The organism is Thermococcus sp. AM4 (assembly GCF_000151205.2).
In the GTDB taxonomy this organism is placed as follows: domain Archaea; phylum Methanobacteriota_B; class Thermococci; order Thermococcales; family Thermococcaceae; genus Thermococcus.
In genome coordinates this window covers 864,731-884,200 of record NC_016051.1, presented here as the reverse complement: position 1 = coordinate 884,200, position 19,470 = coordinate 864,731, and the positions used below count along the sequence as shown (strand labels likewise).

The following is a 19,470-nucleotide window of genomic DNA, read 5'->3' as shown; positions in this document are numbered from 1 at the left end:
CACCCCCATTGAAATACTTCCTCAACAATAAAAACATGTCTGATCACGGCCCTATTTCCACCACCAGATCTTGACTTCCCCTAGAAGAGGCCAGCAGCTTACCGCCCCCCTCAAAGGCCCACGCGCCTCCCGGAGGGTAGCTGTTGACGATAAACGCTTTAACGCCAAGCAGCTTCACCCGCTCCGCCATCGCCTCAACGTCCTCTTCGTTGGGCTCCCCGTAGTCAGGCGAGTACTCCATCGGCACGAACAGGTAGTCCGGCTTCTTCCGCTTAACCCACTTCGCTATCCTCCTGTTGTAGAGGTCGCCGCAGATTATCACCGCCACCTTTCCGAACTCCGTCCATGCTGTTCGCACAGTGTTCCCGGTGCAGAACTTCATCGGCTCCTGGAACTTCCTGTGCTTGAGGAGAACCTCACCGTTGCGTCCGATGAGAAGGGCCGAGTTGTAGACGCAGTTCTTGTATGGCTCAAGGAGGCCGAAGACGACGTAAACTCCCGCCTCCCGTGCGAGCGCGCTAACTTTCTCGACTATCTCGCCGTAAAGCCCCGCCCCGCTGAAGTCCCACTCCTCAAAGCCTGTCAGGCAGTACTCGGGGAAGACTAGGAAATCCGGCTTATGTACTAGCGCCTCGTTGAAGCGCCTCTCGAACTCCCTCCAGTTGGCCTCAAAGTTTCCAGTTTCAACGCGCATAGGGATTAGCGCGACCTTCATTCTCCCACCGCAGGTTGTAGTCTTAACAACCCAACATAAAGTTTTTGAGAACCGAAGGTGTTGGATATTGGGTAATCATGGACCTGCTCAACCGCTACCGGCTCCTGATGGTGCTGATGCACACGGGCTTCCTCGGGAACCTCGTGGTCATCTACTACCTCTCCAAGGGGCTGAGCTACGCCCAGATAGGACTCGCCACGGCCCTTACCGCGTGGGGGATAGTCCTCCTCGAGGTGCCCACGGGCATAGTCGGAGACCGGGTGAGCAGGAAGCTGAGCGTTCTAATCGGGCTGACGCTGAACGCCATCGCAACGGTCGTCCTGATATTCCTCAGCGGCTTTGCAATGCTCCTCCTCTACGCCCTTTTAATGGCTTTGGGCATTGCCTTCGTCAGCGGGAGCCTGCAGGCGTGGCTCTTCGACACAATGAGGCATCTCGGCAGGGAGAGGGAGTTCCGGGAGTTCATGAAGGGCACCAAGAGCCTGACGATTCCCGTCTCGGCGCTGACGCTCTTAATAGGCGCCTTCCTCGCCCAGCTCTACGGCTTTACCCTTCCGCTGGTTCTCTCTTTCATCGTCGAGGTTGCGATGATAATTCTCGCGCTCTCAATTCCGGAGTACGGCTTCGAGCCGGTTAGGGAGAGCTACGGAAAGCACACCCTTGGAGCCTTCAGGGAGCTTTTCAGCGGAAGAATCTTCCCGCTCGTTGCCGTTTCAATCCTCGTTTCGCTGGAGACCAACCAGTTCAGGAAGTTCTTCGAGCCGTACCTCGGCAAGGTTTTGGCCGTCTACCTCGGGACGACCATCACCGGAACCCTCGGACTCCTCGGAATAGCCGAGGTTACGGTGAGAACCCTACCAAAGTTCATCGGGGTTAGAATACGGGACTCGTGGAGCCTCAGGCTTTATTCGGTCGCCCCGGTTCTCATCCCAATCTTAACGGTTCTCTCCGTCCTCTACAAGAACCCGCTCTGGATTGTGCTCCTCGGTGTCGTCGCAACGGTCGTCTCAACGGCCTTTCAGTTCAACATCGCGATAGAGCTTCAACACCGGCTCCCGAGCGAGAAGAGGGCGACGATACTCTCGGCCGATTCGATGGTCTCGGCTCTGACCATGGGGAGCTTCTACACGGTCTACGGCTTTGCTGTGAACGCCCTCGGGCTTGAGAAGGCGAGGCTGGTCTTTGCACTCGGCCTTCTCGCGCTCGGCCTTCTCGTGAAGGCGCTTGAAGTTTTGGGGCCCCTCAAGAACTCCCTTGAGCTCGAACACGTCTCTTGATGAACTCGAGGGCGAGGAGGAGCAGTCCGAGCGCGAGCCCCTGCCACAGGGGTTCCCCAAACTTCTTCATGAGGAGACACATCAACGTGAGGAAGAACGCCACGTCGATGAGCTCTTCAACCCTTTTGAGACCCCTCCTTTCCACAGCGTAGAGCGCGAGGAGGTAGAGGACAACGAGGAGGAAGTAGAGTGGCCCGATGTAATAAGCGGGCAGGAAGAAAAGGGCGATGAGGAAGAGAACCGCGAGGAGGGCCAGGGAGTCCCTCATACCACCACCTCTGTCCTAAGGAAGGGGAGCGATATGGAAAACCCCTCGTCAAACCACGCCCTCGTTAGCTCCCTCCCGATGCCCGTTGCATTCTTGAGGAGCTCCCAGACGTTTCCTCTGAGCTCGAAGCGTGAGAAGCCCCTAACTTCACCCCGCTCGATGATGAGTGCCGGCGTTACTACGACCGAGAAGTCGCCGGTAGCCCTGTCGAGGGCGTTCGCACCCCTGAGGCCGAGGGCAATAAAGCCCCTATCAATTTCCGAAATCATCCCTTCCAGTGTCTTGTTTCCCGGTACAAGGGTTAAGTTATGTGAACCGGCGATGATTCTCTCCTCGATTCTTATCCCGTTCCCGGTGCTCTCCATACTGGCCTTCCATGCGCTGTGGCTATCCCAGAGCAGACCTTTGGCGATGCCGTTCTCAATCAGAACGTTCTTCCTTGCTTCAACTCCCTCGTCGTCAGCCTTTACGTAGCGGAGGGAATTTTCATCGAGGGGGTCGTCGAGAATCGTAACGAGCGATGAAGCTAAGGTCTCCCCTTCTTTTGCCTCCATTCCCGGCGATTTGAGCGCGGTGCTCCCGCGGAATTTCCAGAGGAGGGGAAGGAGTAGAATGCTGTAAAGAGCTGTTGGAGCGAATATTGTCTCAACGTTTCCCTTTGGAGGATTGGCCTCGCCGAGCCCCTCGATGAGTCCGAGGTAGGGGTTTATGAACTCGGTGAGCTCAACCCTCGAAGCCGAGCCCGCGGAGAGGGAGAATGAAAGCTCGCCCCCGATTTCGAACTCGGCCTTCATGAGGGAGTAGGAACCTTCAACGTCCGCCCCCGCGGTGCTCTCGACCGAGAAGCGCCTCGTTATAAGCTCAATCGTCGCGCCGAGTGAGAAACCCCTTTTCTTCAGCTCGTCGCTCAGTGAGGAGAGCTCGCCGGCGAGGTCCTCTATATCCACCTCAAATGTCCGGTCCCAGCGAGCCCTGCAACCTGCTGGGAGGTGGTAGTCCTCCTCCTTTGAAAAGCGGAGCGTCTCGCGGGCGAGCCTCAAAGCCCCTTCCTCGTCTTTACCTTCGGCAAGTGCAGAACCCGCCTTTCCGTTCTCGATGAGTCTCACCGCTGTGAACTCCCTAACGCGGGCGAAGGGCTTTATGCTTCCCTCGAGGGAAACGCCGGTTCGCTCCTCCCTCAGGCGGTAAACCTCGCGCTCCATTCACACCACCCGGATTCCCTTCTCGAAGAGGACGTGGGGCCCTCCCATGCTCACCCTCACCACCTGACCCTTTCCGCAGTAGGAGTTCTCGAAGTCAAGCTCCTTTCCGAGTCCCCTGATTCCGGGGAGCGCGTTGAGGGCTTTACCGCTGGCGGTTGCGCCGAAGATTGGCTCGGTTATCTCACCGTTCCTGATGACGTAGCCCTCAAGGATTCCGGCGGTAAACGAGGAGTCGAGTCCAGTCTGCCCCGGGCCGGCGCTCACGAGGTAGTAGCCGAGCTTGATTTCCTCGAGCAGTTCCTCGAACGTCCAGTCTCCCGGTTCAAAGTAGGTGTTCCTCATTCTCACCATTGGCTCGAAGGCGTAATTTTCGGCCCTCGCGTGCCCGTTAGGCTCAATGCCGAGCTCAAATGCCCGCTCCCTGTCCACGAGGGGCTCGTTGAAAATCCCATTTTTCAGGATTTCGACATTCCTAACTGGAACGCCTTCATCGTCGTAGATGTCGTTCCCGTGCCCATCTGGAACGTTCCCGTCGCTCAAGCTCACGAACTCCGGCGCGATCCTCTCGCCGAGCTTATCAGCTAAAGGTGTGTTCGGCAGTTCGTCGGCCTCCGCGAGGTGTCCCAAAGCTTCGTGAGCAATCATCCCGGCGAAGTATGGGGATAGGAGAACCGGGACGTCCCTAAGCTCCGGCCTCTTCCCGTGGAGGAAGCAGTTCATCTGACCGCGGATTTCAGTGAGGATTTTCTCCGTCATGCCCTCAACAGCTTCGAAGCCCCTCTCGATTGAGCCGGTCAGGCTGAAGAGCCACGCACTCCTCCCGTTAGAGGAAACAGCCAAATCGGCCTCAAAGGAGATTCCCACCAGTTCCCCCTCGATTTCTGTCCCCTCGCTCGTGATGAGCCTCTTGAAGCCGGAGAAGTCCGAGTATTTGACGATCTTACGCGAGGCCTCTGGAAGCTCGTTGAGGAGCCCCCGGACAGCCTCAACCTTTTCATCGACCGGCACTTCAGGAGGCCTAACCTTCATCCTGCTCTTCACGATATCGCGAACGGGTTTTATCTCGGCGAGCCTAACGCTGCTTTTCCCGACCCGTGCGAGCTTCACCGCTTTTCTAACGGCCCATTCAATGTCCTCTGGAGAGTTCACCGAGACGAAGCCCCAGGAGCCGTTTACGAGAACCCTAACGCCGAAGCCGCCAATGGAGCGGGTGGAGACGGTTACCTCCTCTGAACCCGTGATTTCGGTCTTAAGGAGCCGTTCCTCTCTCACTTCCACATATTCAGCGCCGAGGGACAGCGCAAGCTCAACTGCTCTTTCAACGTCCACCTCCGACACCTGAATTCCGAATCAAAGGTAACCCTTAAAAACAATTTGGGGTTGTAAATACGGTGATAGCATGTTCCGGAACCTCGGGGTGACCTTCGGACCTACCTACGAGGAGAAACCCTGGCTCTACGACCCGAGGAGTGAAACTGGGCGAAAGAGGCTCGAACGGATGAGGGAACTCCTCAGGAACGTTCTTCCTCGACTTGGCGGAAAGGCCCTCGACGTAGGGTGCGGCATGGGGGTTTCAACCTTCGCCCTCGAGGAGCTGGGCTTTGAGGTTGTAGGGATAGACACGCAGGAGGAGCTCGTAAAGAGAGCCAATGAAATCGCCCGGGAGCTCGGGTATAAAGCCGAGTTCAAGGTAATGGACGCCAGGAACCTCGATTTTCCGGATGGGAGCTTTGACCTCGTTGCCTTCCTCGGTAACCCCCTGCCGCATATGAGCGTCTACGACTTTGACTCTGCGGTTGGAGAAGCCTTCCGCGTTTTGAAGCGGGGAGGGGTTCTGGTCGTCGAATATGCGGACTGGGTCAGGTTACTCCACGAGAACTACCGCGAGGTGCTGGTGGAAGAGCCCTTCACCTCGTTCCACGTTCGCCTTGACACGCTTACCGGGATCGCGGAGAGGCTCTTTGTGAACTTCGAGAAAGGCTACTTCTTCAAGGTGAAAATCAACGTCTGGGCCCCGTGGATAGTCGAGTTCGTTCTGAGGAAGGCCGGTTTCGACGTGAGAACCCACTACAGGGGCATGTTCAGCGTTGTGACCGTCGGGACCAAGCCGGACAACGTTTAAACACTCTCAAAAAAGTAAAGTTAGGCTCAGGGATGAATATGGTTTGGGGTCGAAATTCGTTTAAGATCAGAACGCTGAGCGGGAGAGCAGAGCTCTTTGAAGCTCCAGTAGAATTGCTTGGAGGCTGAGGTTATGAGAACCTACTCCTTCGGCACCGAGACCGTCCCCGTCGCCCTCGCCGGCGATCTGCTCGTCGGGAGCGTCCACGACGGGAGGAACTACAAAATCATGCTCGCAAGGCTCAATGGAGATGAGATAGCTGAGACCCGCTTTTTGGCAGGGAAGAACGACTGGGAGGGGCATAGTGGAGCTAAGCTCGACGACGGCTACCTCATCGGCGGGGCGGTCGAGGGAACCGCGGCACCGGACGGCGGCGAGGGCTGGAAGGCCTATCTCGCAAGACTTGATGAGAACTTAAACGCCCTCTGGGAGCTAAAGCTCGAGGTTAGAAGCAATGGGACCGTCTACTCAATCCTTCCCGCAAAGGACGGCTTTTTCATTGCCGGGGAAACAGGGAGGCCCGGGAACAGAGGCTTCTTCATTGGCAGGATTTCCCGTGAAGGCAGGCTCCTCTGGTTGAAAGATTTTGGAAGCTGGGAGGACGCGGTCTTTACGGCCCTGCTTCCATCAGAGAACTGGTTGAAACTCCTCGGAAGCGTCAAAGATGGGTGCTGGGAGGTCAGGTCGTTCGACTTCGATGAAAAAGGCGGGGTTCGTGGGGAGGAAGCCCTCGCGGAAGGGATAGCATTCACAGCCGGCCTCTGGAACGAAGAACTCGTCCTGGCGGGTTACAGGGGCGAAAAATTCTGGGTTCGGACAGGTGAAGGGGAGATTCAGCTCGGCGAGGGAAGCGCGACCTCGCTCCTGCCCCTCAGGGAAAGGCTCCTCGTCGGGGGCGAACTCGAAGGAAACGCCGTCGTCGTTGAAATCGTCGGCGGAAAGGGGCTAAAGGTTCGGAAGCTCTGGGAAAACGGCTGGGTCGAGGTTTTGGGGGAGGGAATTGTGGCGGGCGTGACGGAGGATTGGGAGATGGTCATCGTTCGCTTCTCCCCATAACAACCTTTTGCTCAAGTATCCCACCAGCAGGCGAAGGTAAGACCCTTGGAGAACCCGAGGAGGAAAGCCAAGGCGAAAACCGCGAGCGGGTTCATCGACACCACTGAAACCAACGCCATAGAAAACGCTTAAAACTCTTTCGCGTTGTAATAATTGGGGATTTTCATGCGACCGGTAGTCCTCAGGGGAGAAAAGGTCTCTCTGGGAATACTACTCAAAGAAGACCTTAGGAAAAGCTGGGAATGGTACAACGAGAGAAGCACGGTCAGGAACTTCTTTAACTCTGCTTACTTCACACTCCCAGAGGAAGAGGAGGAGTTCTACGAGGAGCTGAAGAAGAACAAGGAAAAGGCGCCTGCCTTTGCCGTCCTCAAAAACGATGGAACCCTCATAGGCATCGCGGGCTTCAACTGGGCCAACTGGAGCGCGAGATGGGGTGAGCTGTTCTACTACCTCGCACCAGAGGAGAGGGGAAAGGGTTATGGGACGGAAGTCGTGAGGCTCCTCTGCGAATACGCCTTCAGGCACCTAAATCTGCGTAAGGTCTGGGCGAAGGTTCACAGCGACAACATTCCTTCAATCCGCGTTCTCGAGAAGAACGGCTTCTCATTGAGCGGACGGTTCCGGGAGCACGTCTGGAGCGACGGGAGGTACTTAGACGAGCTGATTTACGAGAAGTTCAGAAGTAGTGGGAATGATTAAGCACTTGGAACTCCATCTGAACTTCGACTTCAAAAAGGGAGCGCTGGAAGTAGAGACAAAGTTAAAGCTGGCCGGAAAAGCGATAACCTTCCTCCTCAACAGGGGGCTGAAAGTGGACTCCACGAGCGTCCCGTTTTCATGGTGCTTGGAGGGTCTCAGAGGCGTTGAGGCCTTTAAGACCAGCGTCGTTCGGCTTGAAGAACCGCGCGAGGAAGTCGAGCTTAGCTATTCGGGAAGGCTTGCGGGCTACGAGAGCGTCCTTTCCTACCTCAAGGACTCCGTAAACCCGGAGTACACCCTCCTCAGAACGGACTCGCTCTTCTACCCAATCCCATCGGAGCCGGACTTTGAAAGCCTCATAAAGTCGGTCGTTAGCTCCGAATTTAACGCGGAAATAACGGTGGAGGGAGTTCCAGAGGGGTTGGTGGTCGCTTTTGGCGGGGAAATACGCGGGAACCGGCTGAGAATCGAGGGCACAAACAGGCTCGACATCGCCATAGCGCCCTCCACAGAGATTGAAGAGGAGCCTTTCAGGCTCTTCGTTCTGGGCAAGGAAGGAATTGAAAGGACGCTCGAACTGCTTGAGAAGGCATACCGGTTCTACTCGGCAATCTTGGGGCGCGGGACGAATATGTTCACCGTCATCGAGACGCCGGAGAACTACGGTGGGCAGGCCGGGAAGGGCTACGCGCTCGTCTCCGGAAGCTCGCTGAGGGCCGAGATACCCGCAAACCTCTACCACGAGCTCGCCCACCTCTGGAACCCGAGGGCAACGCCCGAGGCGCACCTGAGCAGGTTCTTCGACGAGGCCTTTGCCAACTATCTAACGGCGCTTGCGATTAGAGAGATACACGGCGAGGAAGCGTTCAACCGCTTCATCGAGGGCCTGAGAAGGAACTACGAAGCCATCGTTAAGCGCTTTCCGGAGGCGGAGAAGCTCAAACCGTCGGAGTGGGGGAGGCTCGGCCTATGGGAGCTATCGTACACGAAGGGGGCCTTAATCCTTTACGACCTTCACCTGCTAATGGAGGATTCCTTCTACGATCTGCTGAGGATTCTCGCGGGAGCTGAGAACGTGGATTTCGAGAGTTTCAGAAGGCTCGCGGAGGAGTTGAGCGGAAGAGACCTGGGAGACTTCTTTGAAAGGTACTTTTAGCCCCGCGGAAACAGAACCCCAACGGTAGCGTTTGGGAGAAAAATGCGGCCGCGACCGGGCTAACCCGCAGAGTTTTCACATACGCTGCTTCACATACGCTGCAAAAACTATTTATACTCCCCTCAAGTAGTAAGGCAGGGGTCACCATGAGGAAAGTTTTAACCCTTATCCTGGTTGTCATCGTAATCGCCGCCGGATGCCTGAGCTCCCCTGAGAAGTCCCCTGAAACGAAAACCTCAACCTCAATGACCTCCATGAGAGAAGGGTTTTTGGATGAAATTGGAACAATAGCCCCATCGGATCCCCTCTGCGGGATGGATCCAAACAGCAGCATCGCCGGGTTCATCAAGCCCCTCAAAGAAAAGTACTCGGTCGTGCCAGCCAGGCCAGATTTCCCCGTTCCGGAGGGCAGTCTTGCAAATAAAACCTTTAAGGTTTCCAGCGCGTACGTCGGCGTTTTTGCTTACCCGGATTCCTATTCGGCAGCAGAAGCGTTGGGCGCGCTCAAAAAGAAACTTGCCACAATTGGAAACGCCACCGACAGGGACAAATGGCTGGGGAGGGATGCGCTGTACTCTGCCTTTGGCGCGTATTTCGGTGGATTCTATTTCATCGTGATCCTGAAGGTTCCCTACGACAAGGAGTGGCCCGACATGGCCGAGTACACCCTCAACAAGCTTATGTTCAGCATGATGTGGGTGGGCCCATCTCCCGGGAAGGTGCTCGGTCTCTTCATGCACACCCGGATTGAAAACAGAACTGGAAGGAGCAAAATCTTCTCCGGCGACCTTCTCTCGGCGAGCGGCTTCACCCCCGAGGGGGCAAGAATAGAGGTGGCCGTTTACAGATGGGGATGTGGGGGAGAAGTTTACGTTAAGCTGGAGGAGCGGATTAAGGAGCTGGGCTTCCAGGAGAAACCCCTTCCACCCCTGAAATCCCGGGATCCGGCGGGGGAGATCGTCAGGAGGGCTTACTTTGAGGGCAATGGAAGTGTGTACATTGAGCTGTACAACGGGCCGGGTATGGACAGGGTGATGCTCCTCTACGGGAACGAGAGCGCGGTAAAAGCGACCGTTATGGCCATGTGGGGAACTGAAGACTAAAGATGGAATGGCTGCTCAATCGGACGTCCACGAAGTTCCGGTAACTCGTGAAAATCTTGAAGAACTGATCACCGTTTGAGGAGCGAAGGGAGTTTGGGCGTGAAATGTTCGGCGAGCTCCTCGACTACGTCCCCGGGAAGGCCCTCCTCCCTGAGAACTCTCTTAAAGCTCCGCCTCGCCCGATTGGTTATCCTCACGAGGCCGGCGATTTTAAACGCGAGCAACGGAAGGCGGAGAAAAAAGCGGAGAAGGGGAAGAATCACTCTTCTTTCTCCTCCCCATCGTTTTTCCCGTAGTATGTCGGGCCATTTATCACAACAGCCCCCTTCTTGGTGAGGTTCGCCAGAGCTTCAATGAGCTTCTTCCCGGGGTTTATCGAGTCCATGAACTCCTTCGTGAGCTCAAGCGCCGCTTCCTTGTCCATGCCCGCCTCGACGAGGTTCTTGTAGAACTCGGCCACGCTCTTGCCAATCGCCTGAACCCTCTCTGGGCTGTAGAGCTCGTTGAGGAGCTCTTTCAGCGGCTGAAGGATGTCCTCCACCATGTCGCCGACCTTCTCCATGAGGAGGGGTATCTTCTCAAGGTCCTTGTCGCCCTCGTAGGCCTCGATGAGGTCCTCTATTATTTCCGCCTTCTCCCTGAGAACCTTCACTTCCTCCGGCGTCTTCGCGTTCCTCATCTCCTCCATGAGCTCGTCCAGGAGCTCCTCCAGCTTCTTCTTGGGGGTTCCAACTTTCTCCTCCATATCAATCACCTCGATAATCTTTAGTTCGGTCAAGGTTAATCGGGATTCCGATTATTTCGAGCCACTTTTTGACCACCTTCTTTGAGAGGGCGTAGCACTTTCCCCTCTCCCCGGGAACCTCGACGACGATTCCCATCTCCCTAAGCTCCCTCAGCTTGGCCCTCACGGTGTTCCGCGAGGCCTTTCCGCGCCTGCCCTTCAGCTCCCGCGCTATCTCGCTCACGTTCGCCCGCTTGAGGTCGAAGAGAATCCGGACGATTTCCCTCGATATGGGGTCGGTAACCTCGGGAACGGCCACCTCTATTCCCAGCCCGCCGTACTGGGCGTAGAGGTTGATTAAGCGGAGATAGGCCTGCGCCAGCTGGGAAACGAGGGCAAAGCTCTCCCTCAGCTCTTCGAGCGCCTTCCTGAGCTCCTGAACTTCCCTGGCGAGTTCCTCATCGGGCATGGTTAATGATTGAGTGGTCATTCCTTTAGCGTTTCCGGTCAGGGGTGAGCAGTTCCACAACTCGGACGTAAGCCCAAAGCAAATCGCAGTTCTTTTAAAACCCTCCCCTAAAATCCGGTCATGAAGCGGACCCTCTACCGCCTCCAGCTCCTCACATCAGCCCTCAGAACAGTGGGAGACGCCATCGAGAGCGTTGCCCTGCCCTGGGGCATCCTCCAGAGCACCGGCTCGCTCCTGAGCATCGGTGGCTTTGCCCTCTTCTCCCACCTGCCCTGGGTTATCCTCCCGCCCCTCCTCGGAAGGACGCTCGACAGAACGGCCAGGAAGGTCAGGCTGGCCTTCCTCGCGCTCCTCCTTCAGTCTATTCTCGCGGTTCTCATAATTCCACTCTCATCAAACGTCGTTGCATTCTACCTCATCGTCTCCGGGATCTCCGCCCTCGACATCCTCCACCGCTACTACGGCTTCTCGCTGGTCGCCTCGATGACCCTCGACCCCTCGGAGCTCCAAAGCCTCAACGCAAAGCTCGCTACAGTTGGAAACGCCGTTTCGCTGGCGGCTTTTCCGCTGGCCGGCTTTCTGTCTTACCGCTTCGGGATAAAGGCCATGCTCCTCGACGCGGTTCTCCTTCTGGTTGGAGCGCTCACACTAATTCCGTATCTGAACGTCGAGGTAAAGAGAAAGAGCGAGGAAACCCCGTTTGAGGCCTCGAGAGAAGGGATTGCCGTTGATAAGCGGTTCGTCATAGGAGTCCTCGTCTCGGTGCTCCTCTTCAACTTCGCCCTCGGCTCGTTCAGGATCTTCGTCTTCGCCTCGCTGAGGAAGCTGAGCGCGGGGGAGTTCGTTTACGGGATTTTGCAGTCTCTCACAACCGTCGGGAGTCTTGCAGCCGTAGTGATTATTGCCCTTCTCGCAAAAAGGAAGGGAATCGGCCTCAGGGGCCCGCTGATGATCGGAATGTTCCTCCAGAGCATCTCACTCCTCATCGTACGCATCCCATCTGTGGTGGCGCTGTTTCCAGCGGTGTTTATCCTCGGTTTTGGCGGGGAGCTTCTCAACGTCTCGTTCGACAGCTTAATGCAGAGGTTTATCCCGCTTGAGCGCCTTGGGACCGCGAGGGGCCTTTTCGATGCCCTCGCAACTCTGGTCATTCCGCTGTCCCAGCTGACCTTTGCGTGGCTGATTGAAAGGGGAACAGGGGCGAATCTCCCGGTCGGCGCCTTTCTCCTGGGAGTTCTCGCCCTCGGAATCCTCGCGCTCACCACGAGAGACCTTTCGTTAGATTGAGCAGCCGACCAGTCTGGTTTTTCCTCAAACCACCCCTTAGCTCGGCCTTGTAAACCTCTGAGATGGCATCACCGATGGAAACGATAACGTCCACGTTTTTGAGGAGGAGCTCTTTTGGCTCTCCGCTGTTCCTCACGTGGTTGAAGAAAACCGCGAGGTTTGACGCGGCAGCGTGGATGTCCCGGTAGGTCTCCTTTCCGGTGAGTTCATATAGAGACTCTGAAGCCTCGCTGAGAACCTGCGCGCAGTAGGCGTACCTCCCGGCGCGCTCCCTCAGCAGATCCGCGCTCGTGTTGGTTTCAAGCATCGTTTTGAACGCGTCCATGTCGCTCATGCAGGAGAGGGCGGTGATGGAAACGGAGAGCAGGCCGGATTCTGCGTTCTTTACCTCCGCGTCCACCCTGTGGTATGTGTATCCGAGGAAAGCTGAGAGGATGAGCAGGGCAACGATGACCGCGAGTAGGCGCCTCATTAACACCACCGTACGTAATTGAGAAAGGGCCTTAAAAGGTTTTTCCTATCCCATATGGGTGAGGTGAATGATCATACGCGAGGCTAGGCCAGACGATAAACCCTTCATCGAGGAGATAGCGAGGCTGACGTGGGGTGGTGAGGATTATCTAGCACGGGTCTTTGATGATTGGCTTGAGGACGGCGGGTTTTACGTGCTCGAGGTGGACGGAAAGGTCGTTGGAACGGCAAAGCTAACCATTCTGCCCGGAAAGGTCGGCTGGCTCGAGGGGCTGAGGGTTCATCCCGACTACCGCGGAAGAGGCTACGGGCGAAAGCTCCACGACTTTATGCTCCGGCTCGGCGAGAGACTCGCGAAGGAGGGAAAAATCGAGGCCCTTGAGTTCGCGACCTACTTCCTCAACCGCGAGAGCATCGCGATGGCCGAAAAGACGGGCTTTAGGGTTAAGGCGAAGTTCTTTATCTTCAGCGCCAAAACTGCGGACTTCCAGCCAGAGAAGCCCGAGCAAATCGAGCCGGAGCTGAGCGACCTGACACTCGGCCTCATTCCCGTCGGCTGGCGCTTCGTGAGGAGGAGCGAAGAGGCTTTAGACTGGATTCGGAAAAACGCCCACATTTACGACTTCAACGGCTTCCGCTTCCTCGTCTCAAGGAGAGGAGCGACGTTTACGCCCCTCGACGTCGGCCTGGCAACTCTCAAGGCGATGCTTCCCGCTATGGCTTGGGTCGCTGAGGAGCGCGGGAGGGGGAACTTCGACGTCATGCTCCCGAGTGGAGTCAAACCTCTCCTGCCCGGACTCAAAAGGTTAGGTCTCTCCCTCTGGGATGAGACTGAGGAGCCGAACGTTCTGGTTTTCCGGAAGAGGCTCGTGAGGGGGTGAATAAATGGAGATAATTCGCCTAACCGAGGAAAACCTCCCCGACTTCCAAGGGCTTTACATCGAGTTTTTCAAGGAGCTCAGGGGAAAGCAGGGCTGGAGTCCACACGCTGAGGCAGAGTACAGGGTCGAGGCAACGCATTACTTCAAAAGGGGCGACATAATCTTTCTCGCCGTTGAAAACGGAAAAACCGTTGGATTCATCAGGATTTCGAGCAGGGATGGAAGTTTCTGGGTGGAAGAGCTCTTCGTAAGGCCCGAGTTCAGGGGAAGGGGCATCGGAAGGGCGCTCGTAGAGCGGGCCGAGGAGGAGGTTCTAAAGTGGGATTCGGCTCTTTACCTCTTCGTCCTGCCGCAGGATAAGGACGCCATAGCTTTCTGGAAGAGACTCGGCTACGATACGATAAACACCGTCGAGCTCGTGAAGGACCTTGAGCCAACCCCGAGGGACGAGGGCTTTCACACCGTCGAGCTCCTTGGGGAACGCTTCAAAATCTTCCGCTGGATGGGGGAGAAGTTCAGTGAGGATGAGAAGCGCTTCATGGAACTGCTCGAGGAGTTTTACCGGAGGGGCGGGACGAAGGAGGAGTTCCTAAGGCTCGTCACTCGGACTTTGGAGGGGTGGCTGTCAGAGGGTGGGGAGTGAAATCTGAACGGCGCGTGATGTCTTTTCATATGGCTCCAAGAATGCTTGGAATGCCGAGGTTTATAAAGGGCGACGTCGAGGGTAAGTTAGGTGAACCAAATGAAGACCGAGAGAGCGAAGGAGATACTCCTCCAGCTTTTGAAGATACCCTCGCCTTCGGGCCAGGAAGACAGGCTCATGCTCCACATCATGGAGTTCCTGCACAGGCTCGACTACGACGTCAAGATAGAGAGCGACGGCGAGATAATAGACCTCGTTGTGAACCCGGAAGCGGAGCTTTTCTACGAAGTCCACGTTGACACCATACCGATTCGAGCCGAGCCCTTCGTCAGGGGAAACATAATCTACGGCACCGGCGCGAGCGACATCAAGGGTGGAGCGGCCGCGATTCTGCTCATGCTCGAGGAGCTGAGGAAGGAAAACAAAGACCTTAACGTCGGCATTGTCTTCGTCAGCGACGAGGAACTCGGCGGTCGCGGGAGCGCGCTCTTCATGGAGCGCTACAAACCGAGAATGGCCGTTGTCCTTGAGCCGACCGACCTTGAGGTTCACATCGCCCACGCAGGCAACATCGAGGCGTATTTCGAAGTGGACGGCAAGGAAGCCCACGGCGCCTGCCCGGAGAGCGGTGTCAACGCGATTGAAGAGACATACAAGATGCTGGAAGAACTCAAGAAGCTCGAACCCTTCAAAGCTAAAGGCGAGTTTTTCGACCCGCACATAGGCATTCAGGAGCTCGTCTGCGAGAACCCCGTCTACTTAATCCCCGCCCTGTGCAAGGGAAGGCTCGAGGCGAGGCTTCTGCCGGAGCAGGAGGTCGAGGACGTTCTGGATTTAATGGACCCGATACTCGACGAGTACACCAAGAGCTACGAGTACACCGAGATATGGGACGGCTACAGGCTCGAGCCGGACGAGGAGATAGTCCAGCTCGCCAAGAAGGCGATGGACAGGACGGGTCTCGACGAGTTCGGCGGAATGAGGAGCTGGACGGACGCGATAAACTTCATGTACAACGGAACGAGGACGATAGTCTTCGGCCCCGGCAACCTCGACATCTCGCACACCAAGTTCGAGCGCATAGACGTCAGGGACGTTGTTACGGCAAGTGAGTTCCTCAAGGCCCTCAACGAGATTTACGGCGGGAACGAACCAAAGGAGTGAGATTTTCTTTTTCCCCTTTGACCCAATCTTATTAAGCAGGCCCCCAGTTACTGGTTGGGGATTGGGGATTTCATCGAAACGCATTTATATATAATCGCGCTTATACAATCTGGTGAAAGCTGTGGAGTTCATAGACCGCGAGAAGGAAATGAAGGTTCTCGAGCGGGAGTGGGAGAATAGGCCGTCTTTCGTCGTTCTCTACGGAAGGAGGAGAGTTGGAAAGACGAGGCTGATGCGCGAGTTCTCCAAGGGCAGGAAGACCTTCTTCTTTACGTTCCCCGAGGCGATAAAGGAAGTGCAGATGAGGGAGTTCAAGCGCGCCCTTGCCTCGTTCCTCAGGGACGAGCTGATACTGAAGGTTGAGACTGATAACTGGTTCGACCTTCTGAGTTACCTCGCCGAGAGGGCAGAGGACTGCCTCATAGTCCTCGACGAGTTCACCTACGCCATAAAGTCCGACCGGAAGATTCTGAGCGACCTCCAGAGGGTCTGGGACGGGATTCTGAGTGAGAAAAACGTCATGCTCGTCATCTCCGGCTCCCTGCTTGGCATGATGTGGGACGATGTTCTGAGCCACGCTTCGCCCCTCTACGGCAGGAGGACGAGGAGCCTTCACCTGAAGCCCTTAGATTACCCCAACGCCCTGAAGTTTTTTGAGGATAAAGAATATGGGATACGAGCTTACATGCTCGTTGGAGGGATTCCGCCCTATCTGAGGCTCGCTTCCCGCTACTCATCGATTGAGGAGTTCGTTAGAGAAGAGTTCTTGAGCGACTACGGCCTGTTCTACGACGAACCCTACATAATCCTCGGAGAGGAGCTGAGGGAGCTGAAAAGCTATTTCTCCATCCTCAGGGCGATTGCAGAGGGCAACAGGAGGCTTGAGAGGATTGCGAACTACCTCGGCCTTCCGGCGAGGAGCGTTTACCCCTACATCGAGACCCTCATGAGGCTCGGCTTCGTCGAGAAGGAAACACCAATCCTCGGGAGCAGGAAGGTGAGCCTATATCGGATAAGCGACCCGGTTCTGCTGAGCTGGTTTGTTCTGACTTACCCCCAGATGGCCGAGATAGCCTCGGGAACCGCCAAGCTCGCCGACCTCTACAAGGTTTTCTCGGTTCGCTTTGAGGACCTCGCGAGGGAGTTCCTTCTCTTCAAGAGGCCGTTTGAGTTCGAGACCCTCGGCAGGTGGTGGTTCAGGGGCGAAGAAATAGACATCGTTGCATTGGGAGGAGACATCGCCAGCCTGATTGAGGTTAAGTGGCGGGACCTGAGCGAAAGGGACGCGGGGAGGATTTTGAAGGGGCTGGAGGGCAAAGCAGAGCTCGTCCGCTTTGATGGAAAGTTCCGGTTTGGAATCATCGCGAGGAGCGTTGAGGGAAAGGAGGGGCTGAGGAAGAAATGCTACCTCATCTGGGATTTGGAGGATTTCTACTAGCTTCCGTTTCCGGCTTTGTCGCTTTCCTTCTCCTTCCTATCGACCCAGAACCGCCTCGTCCTTATGAACTGCCTTTCCCTCTCCATGAGCGCGAGGATTAATGCATCCCCTTTGTACTGCGCAAGCAGTCGCGCGGCAGTATCCGGTCCCGTTCCGTAGCTCGCCAAGGCTAACACCGCTTCGAAGCCGTAGGTATCGACCAAATCTGCCGCCTTTAACAGCTTCCTGTAGGCTCTCTCCTCCTTCCTCTCCAGCGGTTTTCCGTGCCTCACTTTCTCAAGCACCGAGAGGAACTCCTCGGCGTCAATCGGGTGCGCCACCGCCAACATCTTTGAACCACAGCGCGGGCACTGCCTCAGATTAATGTTTTGAAGTCTCGCCACCTTCGTCTTCGAGTGCCACCCGCAGTTGGTGCAGACGAGAACGACCTCGTGCTCGAGCAACCTCTTCCTGAACAGCTCAATCAGCTCGTCCCTCTCAAGAACACCCGACAGCAGGAACTCCCCGCTCACCGTCATGTTGAGCCTCGCCAGAGTTGACGGCTCCTTTCTTAGGACGGTCTTCACCCTCAGCGAACCGGCCTTGAGCAACTCCATCACGAGCTCCGCCTTTTTGACGTCAACCTTGTCGTGGTAGAGCTCGTTGAGCGTTTCCCTCTCAATCACCGTCCCCTCGAAGAGCCTCTCGATTCTCCTTATCCTCGCGTCCCGCCTCAGCGCCCCAAAGCGCTTGGCCACGTTCAGCATTCTCCAGCGGTAGGCGTGCGAATCCCTCAGCGACTTCGCCAGAATGAGCTCGACGCTTTCGGGTTCCTGGTAGAGGTAGCGCTTGACCTCCTCCGGATTGAGCTGGAACGGAGTCTTGAAGACTATCGCGTGCCCCTGACTCCTTACGGAGAAGACCCGGCCGTAGCGGAGGATTAAGAGCGAGTGGACTATCCTCCCTATCGCTTCGTTCGCCCTGCTCCCGAAGTCCGCGTGGATTACCAAAGCTTTCGGCGTGCTCTCAACTACGATGTCCCTATCCGTTGGAAACGGCTCGTCCCTGATTTCCTCGAGGGCCCTTCTAAGCTCATCTTCGCTGAACTCAACGCCCTCCAGAAGGCCCAATGCCTTTCTGAAGTCGAAGGCTAACTCCCTCCTCAGCCTGCCGACGTCGAAGGCAACCCCGAAGGGAACCGGAATCATCTCGCCCTCCCAGCTCGGTATCGCGCTCTCGAGGCTCTTGCTCTCGCGAACCTTCAAAAGCCTCGCCTCGTCGTCTATCTTGAGCACTATCCAGCTCCGCCCGTTCATGACGAACTCCATGCCCTCCTCGAGGTCCATCACGAAGCTCTCGTCAAGTCTTCCTATGACGTGCCCGCTTTTGGCGTCGAAAACGCGCCACGAGACCTCGTCCGGAATCGTCGAGAGGTTCTCGTAGTAGTACTGGAACGCTCCCCTCCTGAGGTAGAGGAGGTTGCTCTCCTCATCGTAGCCGACAAGGCGAGCGTCCTCCAGAACATGGAGAACGTCGAGGTAATCGCTCCAGCTCAAATCTCTGTAAACATACGCTCGTTTCGCTATCTCGTAGGGCCTCTCGCGCGGAAGGCGTTTGTGTTCGATGAGCAACCCAACGACGAAATGCGCTAAGACGTCAAGCCCGCCTATCGGCTCGACCGCCTCGAAGCGCCCCTCCAAAGCTCTCTTCGCTATGATGATGCTCTGGAGGTAGTCCTCGACGTTCGTCGCTATGACGTAGCCCTCGCTGACCTCTCCAATCCTGTGCTTCGCCCTGCCGACGCGCTGAACCAGCCTGTTCACCTGCCTCGGACTCATATACTGTATTACGACGTCCACATCACCTATGTCTATGCCGAGCTCCATCGAGGAGGTGCAGATTAGGGCCTTGATTTCTCCCTCCTTGAGGGCCTTCTCGGCTCTGACGCGCGCCTCCTTCGAAAGCGAGCCGTGGTGAACCTCGACAGGCTTCCCCCAGGCCTTCAGCCTGTGCGCAAGAACCTCGGCGAACTGGCGCGTGTTGGTGAATATCAGAGCCTTTCCGTGTCTCTCAACGATTTCCCACAGCGTTCTAAGCCTCGACGCTATCTCCGGCGAGACGCTCAGCTTCTCCGCAAGCTCCCTGTCTTCCTCCTTCGGCTTTGGATAGAGCACGTGGAAGCGGTAGGCTTTCCGCCAGTTCGGCTTTACTATCGCCTCGGCTCTGAGCCAGTCCCTCACTTCTTCCTCGTTGCCAACCGTCGCCGTCATTCCGATTCGCCGGAAGTCAGCAATCTCGGCAAGTCTCTCAAGGTTCAGGAGGAGCTGAGAACCGCGCTTATTGTCTACAAGCTCCGCTATCTCGTCAACGATGACGAACTTCACGTTGCTCAGGTGCTTCCGGAGGGACTTAACCGTCAGAATCACGCCGAGGGTTTCGGGGGTGATGATTAGCATTTGGGGCGGGTTCTTCGTCTGCTTCGCCTTCCTGTAGGCTGACGTATCGCCGTGCCTGACCTCGACGGTTATTCCGAGCTTCCTTCCCCACCATTCGAGCCTCTCAAGCAAATCCCTGTTTAACGCCTTGAGCGGGGCTATGTAGAGCGCCGAAATCGGTTTTAATCCTTCCTCAAGGATTTCGTTGAAAACCGGCAGGACTGCCGCTTCCGTTTTTCCGGAACCGGTCGGGGCAATGATTAGAACGCTCTTCCCGGAGCTAACCTCCCTGAACGAGTCCTGCTGGAGCCGGTTGAGCTTCCCAAAGCGCTCTCTGATGGCCTTCCTGAGGAGGAGGTGCATGATTCAAGGGAGAAC

Annotated in this window: 20 protein-coding genes; 11 read left to right on the top strand and 9 right to left on the bottom strand. The window is 56.4% G+C overall.

All coding sequences use genetic code 11. From position 1 onward, the window contains the following. Positions 1 to 43: 43 nt before the first annotated feature. The gene (locus TAM4_RS04845; protein ID WP_014122129.1) at positions 44 to 715 is read right to left on the bottom strand and encodes a carbon-nitrogen hydrolase family protein; all 672 of its coding nucleotides are present in this window, start codon (positions 713 to 715) and stop codon (positions 44 to 46) included. 77 nt (positions 716 to 792) lie between these two features. On the opposite strand from TAM4_RS04845, the gene TAM4_RS04840 reads away from it, so the two are divergent. Next, positions 793 to 1,992 carry an MFS transporter gene (locus TAM4_RS04840; protein WP_014122128.1) on the top strand — a complete coding sequence of 400 codons (1,200 nt, stop codon included), beginning with the start codon at positions 793 to 795 and terminating at the stop codon, positions 1,990 to 1,992. Here the strand turns inward: TAM4_RS04840 and TAM4_RS04835 are convergent. Genes TAM4_RS04835 through TAM4_RS04825 form a run of 3 tightly spaced genes read right to left on the bottom strand, consistent with a single transcriptional unit; the run spans position 1,958 to position 4,791 of the window. After that, entirely contained in the window at positions 1,958 to 2,260 is a 303-nt protein-coding gene (locus TAM4_RS04835) for a hypothetical protein (protein WP_014122127.1), read from the bottom strand. The genes TAM4_RS04840 and TAM4_RS04835 overlap by 35 nt on opposite strands. Beyond that, on the bottom strand, positions 2,257 to 3,462 hold the full coding sequence (locus TAM4_RS04830; protein ID WP_014122126.1) for a TldD/PmbA family protein: 1,206 nt from the start codon (positions 3,460 to 3,462) through the stop codon (positions 2,257 to 2,259). Before TAM4_RS04830 ends, TAM4_RS04835 begins: the two co-directional genes overlap by 4 nt. Then, positions 3,463 to 4,791, bottom strand: coding sequence for a TldD/PmbA family protein (locus TAM4_RS04825; protein ID WP_014122125.1), 1,329 nt, complete (start codon positions 4,789 to 4,791; stop codon positions 3,463 to 3,465). It lies immediately after the preceding gene. Between the two features lie 70 nt (positions 4,792 to 4,861). Here TAM4_RS04825 and TAM4_RS04820 point away from each other — a divergent pair, with 70 nt between their 5' ends. From TAM4_RS04820 to TAM4_RS04800, 5 genes are all read left to right on the top strand, one after another. Next, a complete protein-coding gene (locus TAM4_RS04820; protein WP_014122124.1) occupies positions 4,862 to 5,584 on the top strand; it encodes a class I SAM-dependent methyltransferase in 723 nt (240 codons plus the stop codon). A gap of 132 nt (positions 5,585 to 5,716) precedes the next feature. Beyond that, positions 5,717 to 6,640, top strand: coding sequence for a hypothetical protein (locus TAM4_RS04815; RefSeq protein WP_014122123.1), 924 nt, complete (start codon positions 5,717 to 5,719; stop codon positions 6,638 to 6,640). A gap of 165 nt (positions 6,641 to 6,805) precedes the next feature. Then, positions 6,806 to 7,342 (top strand): GNAT family N-acetyltransferase, encoded by a 537-nt coding sequence (locus TAM4_RS04810; RefSeq protein ID WP_014122122.1) that lies wholly within the window; start codon positions 6,806 to 6,808, stop codon positions 7,340 to 7,342. After that, entirely contained in the window at positions 7,335 to 8,498 is a 1,164-nt protein-coding gene (locus tag TAM4_RS04805) for a peptidase (protein ID WP_048149997.1), read from the top strand. The genes TAM4_RS04810 and TAM4_RS04805 overlap by 8 nt, the downstream gene beginning before the upstream one ends. 146 nt (positions 8,499 to 8,644) lie before the next feature. After that, the gene (locus tag TAM4_RS04800) at positions 8,645 to 9,601 is read left to right on the top strand and encodes a hypothetical protein (RefSeq protein ID WP_014122120.1); all 957 of its coding nucleotides are present in this window, start codon (positions 8,645 to 8,647) and stop codon (positions 9,599 to 9,601) included. Between the two features lie 68 nt (positions 9,602 to 9,669). Here the strand turns inward: TAM4_RS04800 and TAM4_RS04795 are convergent, their stop codons facing one another. Genes TAM4_RS04795 through TAM4_RS04785 form a run of 3 tightly spaced genes read right to left on the bottom strand, consistent with a single transcriptional unit; the run spans position 9,670 to position 10,794 of the window. Beyond that, positions 9,670 to 9,864, bottom strand: a complete 195-nt coding sequence (locus TAM4_RS04795; RefSeq protein ID WP_014122119.1) for a hypothetical protein — start codon at positions 9,862 to 9,864, stop codon at positions 9,670 to 9,672. Then, on the bottom strand, positions 9,861 to 10,346 hold the full coding sequence (locus TAM4_RS04790; protein ID WP_014122118.1) for a hypothetical protein: 486 nt from the start codon (positions 10,344 to 10,346) through the stop codon (positions 9,861 to 9,863). Before TAM4_RS04790 ends, TAM4_RS04795 begins: the two co-directional genes overlap by 4 nt. A gap of 1 nt (position 10,347) precedes the next feature. Then, positions 10,348 to 10,794, bottom strand: a complete 447-nt coding sequence (locus TAM4_RS04785; RefSeq protein ID WP_014122117.1) for a winged helix-turn-helix domain-containing protein — start codon at positions 10,792 to 10,794, stop codon at positions 10,348 to 10,350. Between the two features lie 120 nt (positions 10,795 to 10,914). Between TAM4_RS04785 and TAM4_RS04780 the strand changes: the two genes are divergently transcribed. After that, a complete protein-coding gene (locus TAM4_RS04780) occupies positions 10,915 to 12,081 on the top strand; it encodes an MFS transporter (RefSeq protein WP_014122116.1) in 1,167 nt (388 codons plus the stop codon). Here TAM4_RS04780 and TAM4_RS04775 read toward each other — a convergent pair. Further along, the gene (locus TAM4_RS04775; protein ID WP_014122115.1) at positions 12,053 to 12,553 is read right to left on the bottom strand and encodes a hypothetical protein; all 501 of its coding nucleotides are present in this window, start codon (positions 12,551 to 12,553) and stop codon (positions 12,053 to 12,055) included. The two genes, TAM4_RS04780 and TAM4_RS04775, sit on opposite strands and share 29 nt — an antisense overlap. Before the next feature lie 67 nt (positions 12,554 to 12,620). Here TAM4_RS04775 and TAM4_RS04770 point away from each other — a divergent pair, with 67 nt between their 5' ends. The 4 genes from TAM4_RS04770 (at position 12,621) to TAM4_RS04755 (ending at position 16,678) form a co-directional block, all read left to right on the top strand. Beyond that, positions 12,621 to 13,433 (top strand): GNAT family N-acetyltransferase, encoded by an 813-nt coding sequence (locus tag TAM4_RS04770; protein WP_014122114.1) that lies wholly within the window; start codon positions 12,621 to 12,623, stop codon positions 13,431 to 13,433. Between the two features lie 4 nt (positions 13,434 to 13,437). Next, positions 13,438 to 14,076 (top strand): GNAT family N-acetyltransferase, encoded by a 639-nt coding sequence (locus TAM4_RS04765; RefSeq protein WP_014122113.1) that lies wholly within the window; start codon positions 13,438 to 13,440, stop codon positions 14,074 to 14,076. Between the two features lie 99 nt (positions 14,077 to 14,175). Next, positions 14,176 to 15,240, top strand: coding sequence for a M20/M25/M40 family metallo-hydrolase (locus tag TAM4_RS04760; RefSeq protein ID WP_014122112.1), 1,065 nt, complete (start codon positions 14,176 to 14,178; stop codon positions 15,238 to 15,240). Positions 15,241 to 15,361: 121 nt separating this feature from the next. Continuing rightward, positions 15,362 to 16,678, top strand: coding sequence for an ATP-binding protein (locus TAM4_RS04755; protein ID WP_014122111.1), 1,317 nt, complete (start codon positions 15,362 to 15,364; stop codon positions 16,676 to 16,678). Here TAM4_RS04755 and TAM4_RS04750 read toward each other — a convergent pair. Then, positions 16,675 to 19,455: a DEAD/DEAH box helicase gene (locus TAM4_RS04750; protein ID WP_014122110.1), complete on the bottom strand. Its 2,781-nt coding sequence runs from the start codon at positions 19,453 to 19,455 to the stop codon at positions 16,675 to 16,677. The two genes, TAM4_RS04755 and TAM4_RS04750, sit on opposite strands and share 4 nt — an antisense overlap. Positions 19,456 to 19,470 lie beyond the last annotated feature (15 nt).